General features: G+C 63.1%; 16 protein-coding genes. 13 read left to right on the top strand and 3 right to left on the bottom strand.

Features of this window, described 5'->3' with window-relative positions:
• Positions 1-372: 372 nt before the first annotated feature.
• The 12 genes from JCM7686_RS20130 to JCM7686_RS20075 all read left to right on the top strand — a co-directional run bounded on the left by JCM7686_RS20130 (position 373) and on the right by JCM7686_RS20075 (position 14,258).
• Positions 373-891 carry an RNA polymerase sigma factor gene (locus tag JCM7686_RS20130; protein WP_020952854.1) on the top strand — a complete coding sequence of 173 codons (519 nt, stop codon included), beginning with the start codon at positions 373-375 and terminating at the stop codon, positions 889-891.
• Positions 892-998: 107 nt separating this feature from the next.
• Positions 999-1,964 carry a FecR family protein gene (locus tag JCM7686_RS20125; RefSeq protein WP_020952853.1) on the top strand — a complete coding sequence of 322 codons (966 nt, stop codon included), beginning with the start codon at positions 999-1,001 and terminating at the stop codon, positions 1,962-1,964.
• A 105-nt stretch (positions 1,965-2,069) separates the two neighbouring features.
• Complete coding sequence (locus JCM7686_RS20120; protein ID WP_020952852.1) at positions 2,070-4,499, top strand: TonB-dependent siderophore receptor; 2,430 nt, start codon at positions 2,070-2,072, stop codon at positions 4,497-4,499.
• Positions 4,500-4,516: 17 nt separating this feature from the next.
• Positions 4,517-5,401 (top strand): ABC transporter substrate-binding protein, encoded by an 885-nt coding sequence (locus JCM7686_RS20115; protein WP_020952851.1) that lies wholly within the window; start codon positions 4,517-4,519, stop codon positions 5,399-5,401.
• Positions 5,402-5,407: 6 nt separating this feature from the next.
• Complete coding sequence (gene fhuB / locus JCM7686_RS20110; protein WP_020952850.1) at positions 5,408-7,387, top strand: Fe(3+)-hydroxamate ABC transporter permease FhuB; 1,980 nt, start codon at positions 5,408-5,410, stop codon at positions 7,385-7,387.
• Positions 7,388-7,408: 21 nt separating this feature from the next.
• Positions 7,409-8,182, top strand: a complete 774-nt coding sequence (locus JCM7686_RS20105; RefSeq protein WP_020952849.1) for an ABC transporter ATP-binding protein — start codon at positions 7,409-7,411, stop codon at positions 8,180-8,182.
• Between the two features lie 161 nt (positions 8,183-8,343).
• Positions 8,344-9,462, top strand: a complete 1,119-nt coding sequence (locus tag JCM7686_RS20100) for an SGNH/GDSL hydrolase family protein (RefSeq protein WP_148292701.1) — start codon at positions 8,344-8,346, stop codon at positions 9,460-9,462.
• Between the two features lie 98 nt (positions 9,463-9,560).
• Positions 9,561-10,616 carry a glycosyltransferase family 61 protein gene (locus tag JCM7686_RS20095; RefSeq protein WP_020952847.1) on the top strand — a complete coding sequence of 352 codons (1,056 nt, stop codon included), beginning with the start codon at positions 9,561-9,563 and terminating at the stop codon, positions 10,614-10,616.
• A gap of 35 nt (positions 10,617-10,651) precedes the next feature.
• A complete protein-coding gene (locus JCM7686_RS20090) occupies positions 10,652-11,185 on the top strand; it encodes a serine O-acetyltransferase (RefSeq protein WP_020952846.1) in 534 nt (177 codons plus the stop codon).
• The gene (locus JCM7686_RS20085) at positions 11,178-12,752 is read left to right on the top strand and encodes an AMP-binding protein (protein ID WP_020952845.1); all 1,575 of its coding nucleotides are present in this window, start codon (positions 11,178-11,180) and stop codon (positions 12,750-12,752) included. Before JCM7686_RS20090 ends, JCM7686_RS20085 begins: the two co-directional genes overlap by 8 nt.
• A 20-nt stretch (positions 12,753-12,772) precedes the next feature.
• Positions 12,773-13,009 carry an acyl carrier protein gene (locus tag JCM7686_RS20080; RefSeq protein ID WP_020952844.1) on the top strand — a complete coding sequence of 79 codons (237 nt, stop codon included), beginning with the start codon at positions 12,773-12,775 and terminating at the stop codon, positions 13,007-13,009.
• Positions 12,990-14,258: a type III PLP-dependent enzyme gene (locus JCM7686_RS20075; protein WP_020952843.1), complete on the top strand. Its 1,269-nt coding sequence runs from the start codon at positions 12,990-12,992 to the stop codon at positions 14,256-14,258. The genes JCM7686_RS20080 and JCM7686_RS20075 overlap by 20 nt, the downstream gene beginning before the upstream one ends.
• Before the next feature lie 188 nt (positions 14,259-14,446).
• Here the strand turns inward: JCM7686_RS20075 and JCM7686_RS20070 are convergent, their stop codons facing one another.
• The 3 genes from JCM7686_RS20070 to JCM7686_RS20060 form a co-directional block, all read right to left on the bottom strand.
• Positions 14,447-15,499 carry a glycosyltransferase family 61 protein gene (locus JCM7686_RS20070; protein ID WP_020952842.1) on the bottom strand — a complete coding sequence of 351 codons (1,053 nt, stop codon included), beginning with the start codon at positions 15,497-15,499 and terminating at the stop codon, positions 14,447-14,449.
• Positions 15,500-16,117: 618 nt separating this feature from the next.
• Complete coding sequence (locus JCM7686_RS20065; protein ID WP_020952841.1) at positions 16,118-17,167, bottom strand: ParB N-terminal domain-containing protein; 1,050 nt, start codon at positions 17,165-17,167, stop codon at positions 16,118-16,120.
• Positions 17,164-18,474 (bottom strand): AAA family ATPase, encoded by a 1,311-nt coding sequence (locus tag JCM7686_RS20060; protein WP_020952840.1) that lies wholly within the window; start codon positions 18,472-18,474, stop codon positions 17,164-17,166. The genes JCM7686_RS20065 and JCM7686_RS20060 overlap by 4 nt, the downstream gene beginning before the upstream one ends.
• A gap of 363 nt (positions 18,475-18,837) precedes the next feature.
• Here JCM7686_RS20060 and JCM7686_RS20055 point away from each other — a divergent pair, with 363 nt between their 5' ends.
• Positions 18,838-19,527, top strand: a complete 690-nt coding sequence (locus tag JCM7686_RS20055) for a DnaA N-terminal domain-containing protein (protein ID WP_020952839.1) — start codon at positions 18,838-18,840, stop codon at positions 19,525-19,527.

The following is a 19,527-nucleotide window of genomic DNA, read 5'->3' as shown; positions in this document are numbered from 1 at the left end:
TTTTCCGTTGGGTGTTGCTGCGGGCCCTCTGTTGAACCCAGCAGTGTGCGTTCAACCGCGCCGCAGAGCACTCGTTCCGCGCTGACACAGAGACGTGTCTTCGTCGCGACCGCGCCGATTTCGGCTGCAAACCCGCCGCGTTTTCCTAAGCCCCTCAGCCTCCGGATTAATTCGCACGCTCGGGTCGCCCGAACTGCATCGCCGCTCATCACGAAGTTTCTGCGCCTCACGCGCGCGTGTAGGACAAGGCCCGGAGACGGTCGCCAGCGATGGCAAATTTCCCGACTGAAACCCTAATCTATTCCTTGCGCCGCTGTCGAAATCCGGTTACCGCCAAGGTCAATCTCTGGTTTTGACGTTGCCCCTCCCCTCATGTCCAGCTGGCGTGACACGATTGCAGGCCTGTTTCTGACGCACCGCCGGCGGCTGGAGCGCAGCGTGCGTGCGCGCGTCGGCAATGCCGATATCGCCGCCGAAATCGTGCAGGACGTGTTCTTGCGCACGTTGATGGCACCGCCGCGCGCCAGCGATGAAGAGGGCCGCCGCCTGCTTTACGCCGCCGCCCGCAATGCCGCGATCGAGCATTACCGCAGCGAAACCCGGCGCAGCCGCATCCTGCAGGCGCTGCTGCCCGAGCAGCTTGGTCGCACCGCGACGACCAGCGGCGAGGATCACACCAGCGCGCGCGAGGCCTTGGCGACGCTGGAAAAAAGCCTTGCCGATCTCTCGCCGCGCTGCCGCGAGATCTTTCTGCAACGCCGGGTCGAGGGGCTGTCGAATGCCGAAATCGCGCGCCATCACGGCATTTCGGTCAATTCGGTCGAGAAACATATCGCGCGGGCGCTTCAGCATTGCGCTGCCCGTCTCTCCGGGTATCTCGGTGACGAATGACCTCTGCGGAAAACTCGGCTACAGACACGGCAGAGCGCCGCTCGCCCGTTGATCAAGACAAGGCTGACAAGAGCAGGGCGGATGCGCGCGGCAATGAAGGGAAGGATATGACGGCAGGCCCCATTCCGGACGAGATCCGCGCCGAGGCCGCGCTGTGGCTGGCACGGCATGAGGGTGGCTCGCTCGATGCCGAGGCCCGCGCGGCATTCGAGAACTGGCTGACCGTCGATCCCCTGCATCGCCGCGCCTATCATCAGATGGTCTCGGTCTATGCCTTGCTGGACGCCCCGGCGCGCAAGCTTCATGCCCGCGAAAGCCGCAGCAGGGATCTGCGCCGCGCCTTCCGGCCCCGCCTGGGCTGGCTTGTGCCCCCGGCGCTGATCGCCGCGCTTTGCGCCGGGGTCTGGCTGGTCACGCCCGGGCTGATCCAGAACCTTCAGGCCGATATCGTCTCGTCGCGCGATCTGGTGTCCGAAATCACCCTGCCCGATGGCTCGCGCGCCTATCTGGGGGCCAACACGGCGCTGGCCCTCGATTTCAGCGCGGGCCGACGCGAGCTGACGCTCTTGCGCGGCGAGGCCTATTTCGACGTGCGCCATGCGGATACCGGCGCGGATCTGGCTCCGTTCACCGTCCATGTCGGCCCCGATCAGATTCGCGACATCGGCACGCGTTTCGCGATTGAGCGTCAATCCACAGGGGCAACGGTCGCGGTCACGCAGGGCGAGGTCGAGGTCCGCGCGCAAAATGATGCAAACCCGCAGCGCCTGATCGAAGGCGAGCGGCTGGTGATCACCGAGGGTCATGCCCAGCCGGTTGAACCGAGTGATACCGACACGGCGCTTGCCTGGATGGACGGGCGGCTGGTGGTCGAGGCGGCCCGACTGAGCGATGTCGCCCGCACGCTCGAACGCCATACCCCGGGGCGGATCGTCCTGCGCGGCGATGCGGACAATCGGCTGATTTCAGGGACATTTCCGCTGACCGATGTCGATGGAACACTTGAGACCATGGCGGCGGCGCTGGACCTCTCGGTGACCCGGATCACGCCCTATCTCATCATCCTCGGATAAATTTCTGATTTTTTTCGTCAGTTAAGACACGGCAGTCCAGATCTCGCCCGTTCATCTATCCGAGAGCCGCAAAAAAAGCGGCACAGGATGGACAGGAGAAGAAGAATGACGGCACGGCTTCGGCCCGGTCTGGGACTATTGCTGGCGCGGTTCCTTGGCTCTACCGCAATGCTGACAGTGGCCGCGCTGCCCGCAGCGGCGCAGGAGACGCGCGGCGGTGCGAGTTCGACAGCCAGCTATGAGTTCAATATCCCCGCCCGCCCGCTTTCGGGTGCGCTGGCGCAGGTCGGCGCGGTCAGCGGCTGGCGCATTGCCTACGGCTTCTCGCTACCCTCGGGGCTGAAAAGCCAGCCGGTGACCGGCCGCATGACCCCGACCGAAGCGGTCGAGCGGATGCTGCGCGGCTCTGGCATCAGCTGGCGCCAATCGGGCGACCGCGCGATCGTCTTGATCGACGCGCGCCGGGGTGCCGCAGTGGGACCGGCGGTTGATGGTGCGATCCAGCTCGATACGGTGGTGATTTCGGCAGATGCCACGACCGATGGCTCGACGAGCTATGCGGGCTCCGAGGCTTCGGTCGCGGGCAAGCTGGCCGCGCCCTTGAAGGAAACGCCGCAATCGGTCTCGGTCATGACCAAGCAGCGCCTGAACGACCAAAACATCACCACCGTCGCCGATGCGATGCGTCAGGCGACCGGCGTCACCGCCGTCAACTATGGTGACGGCACCTATTACATGAACGCGCGGGGATTCGCGCTAGATGCGCAATATGACGGCATGGCGGTCAGCTCGGGCATTCAATACACCAGCCAATTCGACCTTGCGATCTATGACCGCGTCGAAGTGCTGCGCGGCCCGGCGGGCTTGCAGCAGGGTCTGGGCGGCGCGGGCGGCACGGCGAACTTCGTGCGCCTGAAACCGCGCGACCAATTCGGCATTTCGACCGAGACGCGGTTCGGGTCGTGGAACCTCAAGCGCCAGAGCGTCGATGTCACCGGCCCGATCAACGCCGACGGCAGCCTGCGCGGCCGCTTTGTCGGCGCTGTCGAGGATCGCGACGGATTCAACGGCACCGGCTCGCGCCACGGCACGCTTTACGGCGCGCTGGAATATGACATCGCCCCCAGCACCACGCTGAGCTTCTCGGCGGCATGGCAGAAGGAAAAGCTTGCGCCCTTCGATTACGGTCAGTCCATCATGATCGGCGGCGGTTTCCTCAATGCACCGCGCTCGACCTTCTTCGGTGCGGATTGGTCGCGCAGCGAGACCGAGATGCACGAGATCGCCACCGGCCTGCGCCATGATTTCGGCAATGGCTGGGTCTCGAACACAAACCTGTCCTATCGCTACACCGATGGCGCGTCGAAATATGCCTATATGATGAACGGCATCGATCCGACGACCTTCGAATCGAACTATGCGATCCAGCGCAACGAGATCCAGGAAAAGCTGCTCAACCTCGACACCAGCCTGACCGGCTCGGTCGATGTCTTTGGCCGCCCGGCCGAGATCGTTGTCGGCGCAAGCATGGCCGAAAAGAACCGCGACCGCGCGGGCGGCTTCATGTCGGGCGGGCGCTGGAATGTCTTTGATGCCCATCACCAGATCCCGAATGTCGATGCGCCCTATACTTGGGCCAATTCGGCACGTGCGCGCGAAATGGGCCTCTATTCGCAGGCCCGCATCAAGGTCACCGATCCCCTCACCGTGGTCGTCGGCGGGCGTCTGAGCTGGTATGAGGCCAAGAACCGCAACCGCATGCCGGTTGGCGAGTGGGAGCAGGAGCCCGATATCAATGCGCGCTTCTCGGGCAATGTCGGGCTGCTTTACGACATCACGCCCTCGACCACGCTTTATGCGAGCTATGCCGATATCTTCACCCCGCAGGCCGACAAGTCGACCTTTGAAGGTGTGACGCTGAAGCCGCGCGAGGGTCGTCAGATCGAGGTCGGCGCCAAGACCTCGCTTCTGGATGACCGCCTGCTGGCGACGGCCGCGATCTTCGAGATCAAGGACAGCAACCGCCCGATCGACGATCCCGACCATGCGTGGTTCTACCGCCCCGGCGGCAAGGCCCGCAGCCGCGGCTTCGAGACCGAAGTCACCGGCGAGATCACCGATGGCTGGAGCCTGACCGCCGGTTACACCTATCTCGACACCAAGATTACCGACAACGAGAACCCGGCCTTCATTGGCCAGTCCCTCGACACCGAAGAGCCGCGCCATAGCCTGAAAGTCTGGAGCAAATACCAGTTCCAGGAAGGCAGCCAGCTCGAAGGTCTCAGCCTTGCCGCCGGTCTGCGCGCCTATAGCAAGACCAAGCGCATCGACAGCATCCGCACGATCTATGCCGAACAGGGCGGTTATGCGGTGGTCGATCTGCAGGCGGGCTATCGCTTCAACGACAAGCTCGACGCGGCGCTGACGGTGACCAATGCGTTCGACCGGACCTATTGGGACCGCCTGCCCACCCGCTTCTTCGGCAATTACGGCGAGCCGCGCGCCGTCCAGCTGAGCATCAGAAGCCGGTGGTAACGCCAGATCTTCCGGTCATGCCCCGTCTCGGCCGCCGCCTGTTTTTGCAGGCGGCGGCAGTTTCCGTCCTGGCCCCTTCTCTGATCGCCCCCAAAGCCTTCGCAGCCCCTGCCCCGCCCCCCAAAGGCGGGATCATCGCGTTGGATTGGGCCTTGGCTGCGAATGCGCTGGCGCTTGGCGCGGATGTGACGGGCGTGCCCAGCACCGCCTATTATAACCGCGCCACGGTCGAACCCGCCTTGCGCCCCGACACCGTCGATGTCGGGCTGCTCTTTACCCCCAACTTCGAATTCATCGACGAACTGTCCCCGCGCCTCATCCTGATCCCGCCGCGCCTTGGCCAGATGCTGCCTTTCCTGCGCCGCATTGCCCCGGTCGAGGTCGTCGATCTTGCCTCGAATGGCACGGCCACGCTGGACGCCGCGACCGCGGCGCTGATCCAGATCGGCACCCTGACAGGCCGCGACCCTCAGCCCGTGATCGCCGAGGCCGAGACCACTCTGACCGAGGCCGCAGCCGCGCTTGCCCGCCATCGCGGCAAGCCGTTCCTACTGCTCACCTTGGCCGATGACCGTCATCTCTCTGTCTTCACCGCCGAAAGCTTCGAGGGTCAGGTCATGGCGCGGCTCGGGCTGGTGAACGACTGGACGCGCGGGGCCTTCTTCGGCAGCCGCGCCACGGTCGCGCTCGATGAGCTCGCCCAACATCCAGAGGCCAGCCTCTTGGTCCTTGATGCGGCCGCGCTCAACGGCCTGTCGGGCTCCAGCCCCGGCGGCCTCTTCTGGGAGGCCCTCCCCGCCGTGCGCGAGCATCGCACCCGTCTCCTTCCCGCCCTTCTCGAAGACGGAGGCCTGCCCTCGGCCATCCGTCTTGCCCGTCTCCTTGCCGAAACTCTCGCCTGATCCCGCATGACCTTTCGCCGACATCTGCCACTGATCCTTTTGTGCCTGACGCTGGCCGCGCTGGCGCTGGCCTTTGCCGCCCGGACCGCCGCCCTGAACCTGCCGCCGCAAGAGTGGCTGAAGGCGTTAAGCCAGCCCGATCCGACCCGGATGGGAGAGCTGGTCTTTCACTATAGCCTCGTGCCGCGCCTGCTGCTGGCGCTTCTGGTCGGGGCGGCGCTCTCGCTCGCGGGCGTGCTGGTGCAGCTGGTTTTGCGCAATCCCGCCGCCGAGCCTGCGACGCTTGGCACTTCAGCCGGGGCCTTTCTCGCGGTCAGCGCCGCGACGATCTGGGCGCCCGGCCTTCTGATCGGCGGCAAGATGCTGGTAGCGCTGGCGGGCAGCGCGATTGCCGGCGCGCTGGTGCTGGCGCTGTCATGGCGTGCGCGGTTGGCCCCACAGGTCGTCCTGCTCGCCGGGCTGGTCGTCAGCCTTTACGCGGGCGCGATCAACACCTTCATGATCATGCTGCATGGCGGGCTGATCAAACTCTTCATCTGGGGCAGCGGCTCGCTCGCGACGCAGGATTGGAGCACGTTCAACCTGCTCGCCCTGCAACTGCTGCCGGTCGTCCTGCCCTGCCTGATCCTCGCCCGCCCGATCGCGATCCTGAGCCTTTCCGACGAGCTCGCGACCGGGCTGGGCGCGAACCCTTGGCTGGTGCGTGGCGCGGCGATTGCGGTGGCTTTGTGGATTGCGGCGGCAACTGTCGCGGCAGTGGGCGTCATCGGCTTCATCGGCCTTGCCGCGCCCGAGATCTTGCGCCGCATGGGCTATCAACGCGCCGAGGCGCAGATCCTGCTGGCCCCGCTGCTTGGCGCGCTTCTGCTGGTCGTGACCGATCAGATCTTTCTGGCGCTGCCGACGCCCACGACCATCCCCGCAGGCGCGGCGACCGTGCTGATGGGCGCGCCACTCCTTATCTGGTTGATCGCCCGCAACCGCATCGCGAACCGCCCGCCCGCGCCCACGCTGATCGCCCGCACGGAAGACGAGGCCGCCCCGACCCGCCGCCTGATCTGGCTGCTCATGGCTTTGGGTTTACTGGTGCTGGTCGCGCTCTTCACCGGCAAGGGGATCGGGGGCTGGTCCTTCGGCGGGCTCTCGACGCTGCACGAGACGTTTTTCTGGCGCGGTCCGCGCGCGCTGGCCGCAGCTTCGGGAGCGGTCATGACGGCGATTGCGGGCGGGATCATTCAGCGCCTGACCTCGAACCCTTTGGCCTCGCCCGAGCTTTTAGGCATCAGCTCGGGAGCGGCCTGCGGGGCAATCGTCGCGGCCTTCGTGCCGAGTCTCGGCTTTCTGGGCGGGCTTGGCGCCAGCATGGCCGGAGCGGGTTTGGTGCTTGCCTGGCTGATGGCGCTGGCGTGGCGGACAAGCTTTCGCCCGCATGATCTCTTCATGCTCGGCATCGCCATCACCACCGCCTTCAGCGCGCTGGTCTCGCTGCTTCTGGCCAGCGGAGACAACCGCGTCTTTGGCCTCTTGCGCTGGATGAATGGCGCGACCTTTCTGGCAACGCCGATGCAGGCGGGGATCATCGCCGCGACCGCGCTGATCGGTCTGGCCGCCCTGCCCCTCTTCCGCCGCTGGCTCGCGATCCTGCCGCTGGGGCCGGTCGTCGCGCGCGCGCTTGGCGTGCCGGTCGCGCGGGCGCGGGGCAGCCTTCTGCTCTACGCCTCGTTGCTGGTCGCGCTCTCGGTGACGGTGATCGGGCCCCTGAGCTTCGTCGGCCTGATGGCCCCGCATCTGGCGCGGCTGATGGGCTTTCGCAGCCCGACGGCGGAACTCACCGCCGCCGCGCTTTCCGGCGCGGCCTTGATGGTTGTCGCCGACTGGCTGGGCCGGGTGCTGATGGTGCCCAATCAGATGCCTGCGGGGCTTTTGGCCACGCTGATCACCGCGCCGCTGCTCGCCTGGCTTTTGCTGCGCCGCTCTTCGACCTGATCCTTTCGCAAAGACCTTGCCATGACGCTTTATTCGCTTACCGATGTCAGCTTTCAGCTTCCCGAGCGCAAGCTGCTGACCGATCTGACGCTTGATCTGCCTGCGGGCAAGGTCGTCGGGCTGATCGGGCATAATGGCTCGGGGAAATCGACGCTGCTGAAACTGCTCGCCCGCCAGCTGCGCCCGAGCGCCGGTGGGATCAGCTTTGAGGGCCGCGCGCTTCGCGATTGGCCGGGCCGCGACTTTGCCCGCCGCATCGCCTATCTGCCCCAAGACCCGCCGCCCGCCACCGGGCTGACCGTCCGCGATCTGGTGGCGATGGGGCGCTATCCCTGGCATGGCGCGCTTGGGCGCATGAAGGCCGAGGATCACGACCGCATCGACGAGGCCATGACGCTGACCGATGTCGCAGCTTTCGCGACCCGACAGGTCCAGAGCCTTTCGGGAGGCGAGCGCCAGCGCGTCTGGCTGGCCATGCTGGTCGCGCAGGAAGCTGGGGCGTTTTTGCTCGACGAGCCGATCTCGGCGCTGGACATCAGCCATCAGGTCGAGGTGCTGTCCTTGGTGCGCAAGCTTTCCGAAGACGGCGGCGCGAGCGTCATCGTCGTGCTTCACGACATCAACATGGCTGCGCGCTATTGCGACGAGATCATCGCGCTGAAAGGCGGCAGGCTGATCGCGCGCGGCGATGCGCAAACGCTTTTGGCCCGCGATACCCTGCGTGAGATCTATGGTGTCGAGATCGCGACCTTCGCCCACCCCCGCAGCGGCGCGCCCATCGCTTATCTCGACTGAGCCGCGCCCCGACATCCCTAGCGCGAGCGGCGCCCGCCGCAGCCGCGCCTCGCGTGAAATCAAACGTGGACAGCCGTTCGGGCCAGAGATATTCTGCGCCAAACTTTCCATGATTTGAGTTTTGGATGAACAGGTTACGGGGGCGACTGGTGATCCTGGCGATGACTGGGCTGGTTGTTGGTCTCATCTGGACATTCAATGGACATGAGCCTCAAATCGACACGCCCCTCCCTCTCCTTCATGTCGATACGCTGCCGCCGCAGGCGCAGGTGCAGCTTGTCGATACGGCCCTGACAGGAACGCCGCTGGCTGTCCGCCTTGAGGGGCGGCGCGCGGTGGCCTCGGATGGGGTCTGGCATCAATGGCCCGGATTTGCCGCTGAGGGGCGCTTTGACGGCCCGGCGGTGTCCATGCGCCTCGCCGATGCCACCAACCGGCTGCGCGTGGTGATCGATGACGGGGCGAGCGGCAAGATCACGCTGGTGCGGCCCGGAACAAAGACCATCGAGATCTCTGGCCTGCCCGCCGGGCCGCATCAGGTCCGGGTCGAAACCTTAAGCGAGGCCGACCGGCCCGCCCGTTTCGTGGGCTTTGCGACCCCGAGCGGCGGTCAGGCGCTTCCAGTTGCCGCAGCCCTGCCGCGGATCGCCTTCATCGGGGATTCCGATACGGTCGGCTATGGCAATACCGGGCATCAGCGCGAGTGCAGCGGCACGCAGGTCTTTGCCGAGACCGATACGACCCAAAGCTTTCCCGCCCGCGTCGGTCAGGCGCTGAAGGCCGAGGTCACGGTGACCGCGCGCTCGGGCGTCGGGCTTTTGCGCAATTACGGCGGCTCTGCCGGACCGACCATGGCGGCGCTTTATCCGCTGGCGATCCCCGACCGGCCCGACCTGCCCGACGACCCGCCCGGAGCGGTCGCGACGCTGGTCGTGGGCCTTGGCTCGAACGATCTGGGCTCGCCCTTTGCTGCCGAAGAGAAATGGGGCTCGAACGCGGCACTGCAATCGGATTTCCAAAACGCGCTGATCGCCTTTCTGAAAGCTCGCCAAAGCGAGATGCCGGGGGCGCGGATCGTGCTTTTGTCCTTCACCGAATATGGCGAAGAGATGATCACCTCTTACCGCGCCGCCGAGGCCGCGCTGCGTGACGCTGGCAGCGAGGTCGCGCTGATCGAGCTGCCCAAGCTTGAGCGAAAAGGCTGCCACTGGCATCCCTCGCTCAAGGATCATGCGCTCATTGCCGACCTGTTGATTAAGGCAATTGACTCAAAACAATGAAGCCTTAAGGCTGATCTCATTCCATCTGTGAACAGGTGATCACAGCCAACGCACCTGTGGCTGTGATTGCATTGTGGTGTGATTCAGAAGGGCAATTGATGTGGAGTTGGCGCCCCCTGTCCTATCGCTTGGGCCGTCTCGCGGGTCGTGGAACGCGTGAACTGGCTGGGCTCGCCGTCGAGCGCGAAGAGATCGCGCCGGGCGAAATCCGCCCTGTCCCTCCCGTCATCATCCTGCCCGGACAGGCCGAGCGCATCACCCGGACCGAATTCGCCCCGCGTGACATGGTGCTGCGCTCGCTCGCGGGGGATCCTGCCGAGCAGATCGCGCCGACGCTCGCCTGGCATCTGCGCGATGTCGATCTGATTGACGGCGTGCTCTATACGAACGGCCTTTCGCTGCATCTGCACCGCCGCACTCGGCTGCCGCGACCGGCGCGGATGGAGGATGCAGGCTCGGGCGCGCTATATGAGACTTGGGTCGGCAACCGCTGGTTCGGGAACTGGTTGCTTGACGATTGCCTGAGCTACCGGTTGGCAGAGGCCGCAGGCCAACCGGTCACGACGCGGTCTGGCAGCGGTGGCCATGTCCCGCGCTACGAAACTCTGCTTGCGATGGCTCCGCGCCGGGTTGGCGATGTGCATTTCGACGAGCTGATCGTCTTCGACGACCATGCAAACAACACCAACCGCCTTGCACGCGCGCAAGACATGCGCCGCCGCCTGATCGGCGCGGGTCACCCCACCCCGTCACCGGGGGTTTTCTTGTTGCGCGGGCACAGCGGCGATCAACGGCGGCTCCTGAACGAAGACGAGCTCGCCGCGCGGATGGCGCGCGACTTCGGCTTCAGCGTGGTCTTTCCCGAGGATCACAGCGTCGATGAGCTGATCGTGCTGTGCGGCGGCGCGAAGGTCGTCATGGGGGTCGAGGGCAGCCAACTCAACCACGGCATCGCGGTGATGCCCGAGGGCGGCACGCTCTTCACCCTTCAGCCCGCCGATCGTGCCACGACGGCGATGAAGCTCTTGAGCGACCGCTGGCAGCAGCGCTTCGCCATGGTCATTGGACAAGGCGAGGCCAGCGGATTCACCATCAAATGGAGCGATATTGCCCGAACCATGGAACTGATTGCCTCCCCATCCGAAATATGCTGATACAACCATCAAGGGAAAAGCCGGCGGACGATAAGATGTTTAACACCTTGCGAGACGATTACAAACGGCACGGCGAAACTCTGGCCGGTTCGGGATTTGTCTCATTGACGGTCTATCGCTATGGTCGTTGGGCACTTGCCAGAAAAAACCCGGTGGCGCGTTGGGTTGCCAATAAAGTTTACGGATTGATGAAGATTTTCATCCTGAACGTGACGAAAATCTGGATTCCGCCGCAGGTAACCCTCGGGCAAGATTTTCATATTATCCATGCCGAAGGATCACTATCGATTCATCCGGATGTGGTAATTGGGGACCGTTGCGGCGTTATGCATAATGTGACCATTGGGACCAATATGCGGGGCGGGGCTCCGATAATTGGCGATGATGTCTTCATCGGCGTGAATTCGACCATTCTCGGCCCGATCAAGATCGGCGACCGGGTGCGGATCGCCGCCAATACCGCTGTGACGACCAATGTTCCGGCGGATTCCGTGGTCGTCGGCTCTCCGGCGCGGATCTATCCCAGCCTGCCGATGATGTCCAAAGCCGCGGGACCACGTCATGATTGAGACCTTCGATCGCGCGCTCTGGTGGCTTTTGGCCGATAACCTGCCCGACCGCGCCGACAAGATCGCGGCGGTCGATCCCGGGCGGCAAGCGCGCTATGCCGATCTTGCCGGCGAAGCCGGACGGATTGCCGATTGGCTGATCGCGCGCGGCATCGCAGCGGGCGACCGGGTGATCGTTCATCTGCGCAAAGGCATCGACGAGGTTGCGGCGATGTTCGGTGCCTGGAAAGCCGGGGCGGTGGTCGTCAATGTCAACACGCGCTGGACCGCGGCGCAGCTTGCCTATGTCGCGCGCGATTGCCGGGCGCGCGCGGTGATCCTTGAGGAAACGGCGCTTCGCGGTCTGACCGGCGAGCATGCGCTTGCCCCGGAAACCGCCCTGCTCGTGCATGGCAAGGGCACCGAGCCGCCTGCGGGCGCGGATCTCTGGGCGGCGCTTCCGGCCGATCAGAAGACCGCAGCGGTCGAGGTCGATCCCGCAGGCCTTGCCGCGATCATCTATACCTCGGGCTCAACCGGGATGCCCAAGGGCGTGATGCTCAGCCATCGCAATATCCGGATCGGCGCGATTTCGGTCACGGAGTATCTGAAGCTCGACGACAGCGACCGGCTGCTGTCGGTGCTGCCCTATAGTTTCGACGCTGGGTTGAACCAGCTGACCACGATGATGCTGACCGGGGGCACGGTGGTTCACCAGCCCCTGACCATGCCTGCCGAGATCTTGCGCATGGCCAAGGCCGAGCGCGTGACCGGCATCGCGGGCGTGCCGCCGCTCTGGGGCCCGATCGTGCGGATGCAGCAATCCAGCCCGACCGATCTGCCCGATCTGCGCCGCATCACCAATACCGGCGGCAAGATCCCGCAACCCGTGCTCGAGGCGATGCCGCAGGTCTTTCCGGGCGTCGACATCTATCTGATGTATGGGCTGACCGAGGCCTTCCGCTCGACCTATCTCCCGCCCGAGCGTTTTGCGCAAAAGATGGGCGCGATCGGCCAGCAGATCCCGAATGCGCGGATCTTTGTCGTGACACCCGAAGGTGGTCTTGCCGGTCCGGGGGAGCAGGGCGAGCTCGTCCATGCCGGTCCGCTGGTCAGCCTAGGCTATTGGGAACGCCCCGAAATCACTGCCGAAAAGATCCGGCCCTGCCCCGCGCTTGAAGGGGTAATCGGCGCGGAGCCGGTGGTCTGGTCGGGTGATCTCGTCCGGATCGACACGGATGGCGATCTGTGGTTTGTCAGCCGGATGGACGATATGATCAAGACGCTCGGCTTTCGGCTTAGTCCGACCGAGGTCGAGGATTTGATCGCGCAAAGCGGGATGGTCAGCGATGTCGTCGCCTGGGGGGAAGAGGACCTCGATCTCGGCGAGGCCGTCCATGTCGCCGCGACCCTGCTGCCCGGCGCCGAAGAACGTGAGTTGAACAGTTACTGCAATCGCCACATGGCCCATTATATGCGTCCACGCCGCCTCTTTGCCTGGGCTGAGGGCATGCCGCGCACCGCCAGCGGCAAACTTGACCGGCCAGCAATTATCGCCGCCGCCCGCAACTCGATGACCTCAGTCTAAAACCCAAGGATTTTACGAATATGACCCTCGCCGCCGACGATTTGATCTCTTACCTTATCGAAGAGCTGAACATTGCCCCGCCGATTGATCTCGACACCGAACTTTTTAGCAGCGGCATCCTCGATTCCGTCTCGCTGGTCAGCCTGATCGGCTTCATCGAAGAGAAGGCGCGCACCACCATTCCTCCGGTGGATGTGACCCTCGAGAATTTCGACAGCGTGGACCGGATCGTGGCCTATGTCAGCTCACTCGAGTAACCAGATCGGCCCAGACCGCGACGCGGAGCTTCAGACCGTCGCCGCGACGTTCGGCACGCCCGCCTATGTCTATTTCACCGATGTGCTCGCGGCCCGGTTGGCACGGCTGAAGGCGGCTTTTGCGGGCCGGTTCGACATCAGCTATGCGGTGAAAAGCAATCCGAACCCGGCTCTTCTGGGCTGGATGCGCGACCGTCTTGAGACCCTTGATATCTCGTCGGGCGGTGAGCTTTCCCTTGCGCAGCGCGCCGGCTGGCCGCCCGAGCGGATCAGCTTCACCGGCCCGGCCAAGCGCGAAAGCGAGCTCCGCGCCGCAATCTCCGCGGGGATCGGCGAACTGGTCCTTGAAAGCCTGCGCGAGGCGCGGCTGGCCAATCAGATCGCGCTCGCAATTGGCAAGGTCCAGCCGGTGCTCTTGCGCCTCGGTCCCGACCGTGTGCCGAAGGGGTTCGGCGATCAGATGGCGGGGCGGCCCAGTCCCTTTGGCATCGACATTGAGGCCGCGCCTGAGGTCATTCCCGAAACTCTGTCACTGCCCGGCCTGCGCGTCATCGGGCTTCATATCTATTCGGGCACCCAATCGCTCAAAGCCGATGCAATCTGCGAAAATTGGCGCGGTTTCATCACGATCTTCCGCGAGATCTGTGCGCGCTACGATCTGACGCCCGAACGGCTGATTTTCGGCGCGGGCCTTGGCATCCCCTATCATCCCGGCGATCAGGAGCTTGATCTTGAGGCGATCGCGGAGGTGATCAATCCAGATCTCGACGCGCTGAAAACCGATCCGCGCTTTGGCGAGACCCGCCTTGCGCTGGAGCTTGGGCGCTATCTGACCGGACCGGCGGGCGTCTTTCTGACACAAGTGCTTGCGACGAAACACTCGCGCGGACGGGACATTGCCCTCTGCGACGGTGGGCTGAATGCCAATCTCGCGGCCACGGGCAATTTCGGCATGGTCCTGCGCCGGAACTATATTCTCCGGCGGGTTGGCGGCGATGATGCGGGCTCCCGTCCGATCGGTCCCGTCGATATCGCGGGGCCGCTTTGCACCTCGATCGACCGGCTCGGCACCGGGGTCGAGCTGCCGAGGCTTGATGAAGGCGATCTCGTCGTCATCCAAAATTGCGGCGCCTATGGTCCGTCGGCCAGCCCGATCAATTTCATCAGCCATCCCTGGCCGAACGAGGTGCTGGTCACCGAAACGGGGATGCAGGATGCAAACTGGCTTGGGCAGCAACCCGAGCGATAAGATTCTGTTCTCGGGCGGCGCAAACCTGCGGCCCGAGAGAGAACGACTACTCCCGTGACCCGGAGTTCAAAGGCACAAATCGACTCTTATGCGAAGGCCGTGTGCACTGTTATGTGCACGGTGCTTACAACTGCCGGGCAATCGCGCGCGAGCAATTCTCTGCGCTTTGACGGATCATCTATTCGTGCTCATGAGAACAGATCGAGCGTCGCCGCCAAATCCTTCCAATCGAGCGTAAAGGCGGTCTCATGGCCTTCCGCGACCAGAAGGCCAAATCGCTGATCCAGCCGGTCCGAGATTTGCTTCAGCGTCGCCGCAACCCGGTCAGGCGGTTGAATTGGCACGATGGCCGCACCCGCCGGTGCGCTGATGATGCCATGGACCAACTGGCTCCCCTCGACACCGACAATCGCTTTGGCCGCGCCGCAAGCCGCAACAATTTCGTCAACGGTTGAAACCATGGGATCGAGCACGAGGAACCCGCGCTCGGCCGCCAGACGCTCAGCCAATTGACGCTCATTGAGCAAAAGCCGCAGATCGCCCCCGGTTCCGCGCAAGAGAAAAACGCCGGGAACCGATGTAAGCTGACGCCCCTGTAGCAATTTCTCACGCAATTGCCGCTGACGCGTCCATTTTCCGCGGTTGTTCGCGAGATCACCGAAAAGGATGAGCTCGTCAAAATGCACATCGCCTTGAATGCGCCGCGGCACGACTCCCAAAATCTCTTCGTAGCGGGCAGCATGGCCCCCCAATTGCGGCGCGGCTCCGGTGCGAAAAGCGGCGCCCGTGGCCTGAGCCAGCGGCCAGGTCAGCAGCTCATCCATCAACCAACTGCCAAACCAGCGGTTGGTGGTCCAGGTTTCGTAAAGGGCGCCGCTCGCCGATTGGCGCGGGCGGAACGCAAGCCCCAGCCGGTTTTGGCGCGCGCGCAGATGCATTTCCGCCCCGCGACCGTAGAGCACGCCATCCACCAGATCGACATTGCGAAAGCGCCAGCCCATGGTCGGCCCCTCCGAGGCCGTCCCGTCGCGGGTCAGCGCCTCGATGGTTTCTGGGAGCGAGGCAAAGATGCTGCTTCGGATACGGTCGATCTGGCCCGACAGTGCAAGTGCAGGATGAAAGGGAAGCTCCTCGCCCGGGGCCTCCTGCCAAGTCTCGACAGCTTCGGAGAAAAAATCCGGACCTGACCGTCCGATCAGTTTCCGCAAGCGTGTGCCATAGGAGCGAAGCGGATTAACCATCGGGGCGACCCTCAAGATTGGCACCCGTCGGGCGCGAAATGCGTGGTCGGCCGAGCAATGCCGCAGACCATCGGGACAGATCCCGCGCTGAGGACCCGCTGATATGACACCGCACGATTGATCGCGCGAGAGCGTCAACGCTTTCTGTCAGAGACCCAGCCGCCCGGCAACCGCTCTTTTGCTGAGACTTCCCAAGTATTTGAAAGATCAGGGTGCCGCATCACAATCGAGGCGGAGCAATCTTAGGGCAGGGCTTCAGGTAGATGCCGCCCTAAATGGCAAGCCGTTTGCTCATGATAAAATTTGATTACTTGCGTAGGCCGCAATGCTAGAGCGCCGTCAAACACGCCTGTCCGAACTCGTATTCTTTCTCGCGTCAGGGGGCCAAGCGGTCGATTGGGACTTCCGATCAGCTGAGTAGGGCTCTACCGGTCATCGCGACATATCTGCACAATCCTCTTATTATGCGGAATTTGTATCGAAACCTCACTCACTCACGAGCCTGAACCTGCGGCCACACACCCCGGCCAAACATAGCTCCTGCGTCCCTAAAAAGAGACACGGCGCGTAACCCGTGGGTTACGCGCCGTGAGCTGTAGACCATAGGTAACCCGCGGGTTACGTATCGCGGAGAGCATTTTGGAAGGCTTCAATAGCCACCTGCAATCGTCGGCGGTCGATGGCAGAGAAGTCCACCTCCGAAAGAATTCGGCATTCTCCCTTTCGCGCGGTCACCTTGGCGTTGCCGACATGGAACTCATATTTCCCGCGCTTGGGCGCTCCTGCAGGAGGCGTTCTTCGCGTTACGACCACCCCATCAACAAATCGCTGAAGCGTCGAAACCTGTTCCTCAGCTGTCACAGCAGCTTCGAGCTCATCGCGAAGCCCTTGCGTCAAGTCAGGTGCGGCTTGGATCTTGCGAGCAGCCTCAACACCAAGGTTGCGCGAAATTGCCTTTGGGAAGCGCAGCGACGGCCCGAGCGATTGCAGAAGAAAGACAAAGCTCCGGATGTAAGAGCGCTTCATCTTATGCAGCGACGCGTAAATACGTCCCACGAGCGCATCGGCCCCCTGCCCGTCCAACGAGGCATCACTCGCGGCGGAGATAGCGACCTGAGCCATCTCGGCGAAGCTCAGGTCCTCGCGAATGACGTTCTCTTCAACCATGTCGATATAGAGGTCGATCCGGCTGGCGCTCCCTTCCGCAACGCGCGCGAGAACCGTTTCGAAACGGGCATCCTGCGTCTCTTCATGCAGCTGGCGCAACGCCGTCAGCCGCCGCCAACCCTTCTTGAGCTGATAGCCTTCCTGAGTTTGGTAAACCTCGATCGGCTCTTTCTGGCCCCGCTCACGCATGGAGGCCTTCAGCTCCTCCATCTCATCAGAATTCGCGATGAGCGTGAGATCGAGACGGTCGCGGGGGAGGTCATCCGTCCGAATTGCGTCGAGCGAAATCGCCTCGAGCACCCTGCCCTCTTCCTGGGCTGCACGGAAAAGTTTCGCCTCTGCCGCATTCTGCCGGCGCTGCTCCACGAGGTTCTCGGTGCTTTCGGCCAAGGACCCGGCAACCTCGCGAACGGCCGCACCCATCGGACCGACGTCACGCTTGCGCGGTTTGAGCTCGACAGGATCGACGGGGCCGAAGCCGAATTTATTTTTCCCGCTCATGCGCGTGCCTCCTTCTTCTCCTCACGCTGCTCCCATGCGCGCAGAACCGTGTCTCTGAATTCGCCGTAAGCGGAATCGAAACTTTGACGCGCCCTCTTCCAAGTCTCGCGGGTCATCAGCCGGTAATCCTGCTCATAGACCGATTGCTGGAAGCGCCCGGATTGTTCGACCGCGCGCGTCATCTCGATCGCGTTCCTGCACACATCCGCGCCGAACACGTTGCGGAAGGCATCCATCATAGCGGCATGAAGAGGATTGGAGGCTTCGAAGCGCGTCATCAGCAAACGAATATCCGCAAACTGTTTGGGCAGATGGATCCCGGCATCTTGCGCAATCGCGGCGAAGCCAGTCGAAATATCCTCCATCGCGTCGCCGAGCTGCCCGAGATAGCTGGTCGTTGAATCATATTCCCAATAGCCCGGCCCCGACGGAATATAGAGAATGTCGGCAGCGAAGGCCGCGTTCAGCGACTGATAGCCAATCGCCGGCGGGCAATCGAAGATGATGATGTCATACTGATCCTCCGGAAGCTCATCGAGATAGCGGGCGATACAGCCGAAGAAACTCCATGCCTTGTGAAGCGCACGGTACTGGGCGCTGGCGAACTCGACGAAGGCGGCATTCGCGCAGCTCGGGATAATGTCGATGGTCGACCAAGCGGTCTTCTGGATGAAGTCTTGCACCCGTTGGGCGCCGATGGATTGGACATCCTCGGGAAGCTCATCGGAAGACGGGTAGGGGCAGTCCTCCGGATCGTCATAGGCCGCGACGATCCTGTCCGCCTCGCGGCACAGGTCGCGACACATGATGCCCCAGACCGTATTCCACTCCTTCACCTCGACCAGACCCATCGAATGGGTCAGCGTCGCTTGCGGGTCAAAGTCGATGACAAGGACGCGATAGCCATCAAGCGCCGCCGCATTCGCAAGGTGATGTGCAACGACCGTCTTGCCGACACCGCCCTTGAAGTTCGAGACCGCCACGCGCATCGCGCGACCGCCGGGGCGTTTGGGCAGCAGCGATCTGCCGCGAAAGCGCAGGCGGCGCCGGAGCTCATTGATCTCCGAGAGACTGAACCAGCGCTGCCGGCCATCCTCTTCGACCGCGCCTTGGGGTAGGGAGGGATCATCCGACAGTTTCTTGCGCAACGTGTCAGCGGGCACGTCGAACATAAACTGGCTGATTTCCCAGATGGAGAAGGGACGGAGCACCTTCTTCTCGGACGGGGAGAAGGTTGCCTTGCGCACAGCCGCTTGCTGCGCAAGGCTCCTTTCGTTCATGGATTGAAGATCAGAATGGTCTCGCATGTCACTGCTCTCGTTATGCCGCTTTCCTGTCTAAATAACGCGAATTGACGGAAACGCAAAACAGAGACTTCGCTAATTCGCGATTTCGCCTCGATTCGACGAAGAACGGGATTTTACGCGTTGGCGCGACAACGTGAGGTGACAGATCGGGTGGAAAAACCCGAGTTGAGGTGACAAAGCGCCTATGTTTAGGTGACACCAATCTGTCCCCCTTAACCAATATAACCCTCAAATCTTTATTTTCGGCTTGTTTTGGTAAGGTCCCGTAATCTGAGCCTGATTGACAAACGACAGGATCTTCAGGCATCTTGGAGCCAGTCAAGAATCGGCCAAAGAAGCCGGACCGAGCAGTGGGTACGTCAGATGGATCTCAAACGCTTTACAGGCCCGCAGGCGGGTTCGCTGAAGTATGACTTATTGACCGCCATTGCGATAGCAGGGCTGAACGGCACGCCGGGCTTTCAAACTTCAATGCTGCGATTGGTTGCGCTGGTCACGGCACGCTATAACTGGAAGCTCGATGAGGTCAGTATTGGCCAGAAAGAGCTTGCCCGGATGTGGGCAGTTGATGAGCGCACCGTCAAACGCGAAATCAAGCGCATGATCGAGGCGAAGATCCTGTTGCAGCTTCGGCCCGGGCTGCGGGGCAGGGTGGCGGGCTATCGTCTTAATCAACGAGAGATCTATAGCCGAAGCGCACCTCACTGGCAGGAGGTCGGTCCGGATTTCCTGGCGCGGATGGATGGCCATGCCGAGCCGCTCAAGGCTGAACCTCCCGAGAAGGTTGTCCATGTCGATTTCCGTCCGCAAGCACAATCCGCCCCATCGACGGCGTGGGGCAGGGCCTTGGCGCGACTGGCCGAAAGCGATCCAGAGCTTCATCGCAACTGGTTCGCAAGCCTTGATTTTCAGGGCTTCGATGCCGGGCTTTTGATGTTGAGCGCGCCCTCGGGTTTCATCGCCCAATATGTGCTGAACCATCATGCGCGACGTGTGCAGGACGCAGCGGCTTTGGAGTTTCCGGGGCTTCGCCGGATCCATATCGGTGCATGA

Origin of the sequence: Paracoccus aminophilus JCM 7686 (assembly GCF_000444995.1) — a bacterium.
Classification (GTDB): Bacteria; Pseudomonadota; Alphaproteobacteria; order Rhodobacterales; family Rhodobacteraceae; genus Paracoccus; species Paracoccus aminophilus.
The sequence above is the reverse complement of the archived record's forward strand: the minus strand, read 5'-3'. Positions and strand labels throughout refer to the sequence as shown.

Coding starts and splice junctions, on each gene's coding strand:
- JCM7686_RS20085 (WP_020952845.1), top strand. CDS start 11,178: ATGATTGAGACCTTCGATCGCGCGCTCTGGTGGCTTTTGGCCGATAAC.
- JCM7686_RS20060 (WP_020952840.1), bottom strand. CDS start 18,474: ATGCGAGACCATTCTGATCTTCAATCCATGAACGAAAGGAGCCTTGCG.
- JCM7686_RS20105 (WP_020952849.1), top strand. CDS start 7,409: ATGACGCTTTATTCGCTTACCGATGTCAGCTTTCAGCTTCCCGAGCGC.
- JCM7686_RS20070 (WP_020952842.1), bottom strand. CDS start 15,499: ATGGTTAATCCGCTTCGCTCCTATGGCACACGCTTGCGGAAACTGATC.
- JCM7686_RS20130 (WP_020952854.1), top strand. CDS start 373: ATGTCCAGCTGGCGTGACACGATTGCAGGCCTGTTTCTGACGCACCGC.
- JCM7686_RS20095 (WP_020952847.1), top strand. CDS start 9,561: ATGTGGAGTTGGCGCCCCCTGTCCTATCGCTTGGGCCGTCTCGCGGGT.
- JCM7686_RS20075 (WP_020952843.1), top strand. CDS start 12,990: ATGTCAGCTCACTCGAGTAACCAGATCGGCCCAGACCGCGACGCGGAG.
- JCM7686_RS20100 (WP_148292701.1), top strand. CDS start 8,344: ATGACTGGGCTGGTTGTTGGTCTCATCTGGACATTCAATGGACATGAG.
- JCM7686_RS20120 (WP_020952852.1), top strand. CDS start 2,070: ATGACGGCACGGCTTCGGCCCGGTCTGGGACTATTGCTGGCGCGGTTC.
- JCM7686_RS20090 (WP_020952846.1), top strand. CDS start 10,652: ATGTTTAACACCTTGCGAGACGATTACAAACGGCACGGCGAAACTCTG.
- fhuB (WP_020952850.1), top strand. CDS start 5,408: ATGACCTTTCGCCGACATCTGCCACTGATCCTTTTGTGCCTGACGCTG.
- JCM7686_RS20115 (WP_020952851.1), top strand. CDS start 4,517: ATGCCCCGTCTCGGCCGCCGCCTGTTTTTGCAGGCGGCGGCAGTTTCC.
- JCM7686_RS20055 (WP_020952839.1), top strand. CDS start 18,838: ATGGATCTCAAACGCTTTACAGGCCCGCAGGCGGGTTCGCTGAAGTAT.
- JCM7686_RS20065 (WP_020952841.1), bottom strand. CDS start 17,167: ATGAGCGGGAAAAATAAATTCGGCTTCGGCCCCGTCGATCCTGTCGAG.
- JCM7686_RS20080 (WP_020952844.1), top strand. CDS start 12,773: ATGACCCTCGCCGCCGACGATTTGATCTCTTACCTTATCGAAGAGCTG.
- JCM7686_RS20125 (WP_020952853.1), top strand. CDS start 999: ATGACGGCAGGCCCCATTCCGGACGAGATCCGCGCCGAGGCCGCGCTG.